This is a genomic window from Bradyrhizobium sp. Mp19, assembly GCF_029952935.1.
Classification (GTDB): Bacteria; Pseudomonadota; Alphaproteobacteria; order Rhizobiales; family Xanthobacteraceae; genus Bradyrhizobium; species Bradyrhizobium elkanii.
Window position 1 is genome coordinate 1 of the sequence record NZ_JASAUT010000186.1, and the last position, 820, is coordinate 820.

2 protein-coding genes are annotated in these 820 nt (G+C 56.6%); one reads left to right on the top strand and one right to left on the bottom strand.

Annotated elements, in window-relative coordinates:
* The first annotated feature begins 287 nt into the window (after positions 1-287).
* Positions 288-563, top strand: a complete 276-nt coding sequence (locus QJT82_RS45500) for a hypothetical protein (protein WP_075969406.1) — start codon at positions 288-290, stop codon at positions 561-563.
* Here QJT82_RS45500 and QJT82_RS45505 read toward each other — a convergent pair.
* A complete protein-coding gene (locus QJT82_RS45505) occupies positions 560-793 on the bottom strand; it encodes a hypothetical protein (protein WP_075969405.1) in 234 nt (77 codons plus the stop codon). The genes QJT82_RS45500 and QJT82_RS45505 overlap by 4 nt on opposite strands.
* Between the last annotated feature and the right edge of the window lie 27 nt (positions 794-820).

An 820-nucleotide genomic window follows, 5' to 3' on the forward strand; every position in this document is an offset into this window, starting at 1 on the left:
CGCATGTTGCCAGGAGACGTACGGGCTTGGCTGCTCATGCATTCGCGCTGCACCTTGCGAGCGTCAAGCCTGCGCGGGTGGACCTCCCTCCACCCGCGCTTCCTTCTCCGTCGCCCTTGTGGAGATCATGGCATGACACGTGAAGAGGCTTTGAAGAACGCCATAGTGACACTCGAAAAAAAAGAGCGCCGTACTTGCGGCGATAGAGGAATTCCAAGAGACTAGACCGCCAGCTAGGCCGCCGCCTCGCAAACAGAAGCTCTCTTGGATAGATCAGAACTACTGAGATGGCAGCAGGATGGATAGTTTCGGTCGGCATCGTCAAAGACGGCAAGGTTCGATATGTAACTTATGCCGTCGCTATGGCTGATCAGGCGGAAGCCGTGAAAGCCTCATTGGCTGCCAGTGCCGGTGACGCAACGATCGTGAATTCCGAGCTCCGCGAAGCCGATTTGAAGGGCCTCGGGTTGAAGGCTGGCGAGCTTGTACCCATATACGACGATCGCAACGATCCGCTGATGTCGCGCACGTGGCGTCCTGTCCGACCGCGCGACACAAACTAGCGGGCGACCGCCGGGATCAATGTCACTTGTTCAGGAAATGTGGTCGCCCATTGCAGAAGGTCCCACATTGTCAGACCTTTCACGTAAGGCCCGCCATACGGTTCGGCACTGTGTCCCACAAGCTCAAAGGTCTTTGGGCCGGTTTGTCGGACCTTCTCTGCGCATTGGTGCCCGTTGCGCTCGAAAACTCTCATGGCAATCATGCTTTGCGCCTCGATCGTTCGGATCATCTACTTTATCACACTCGGAATGATTCG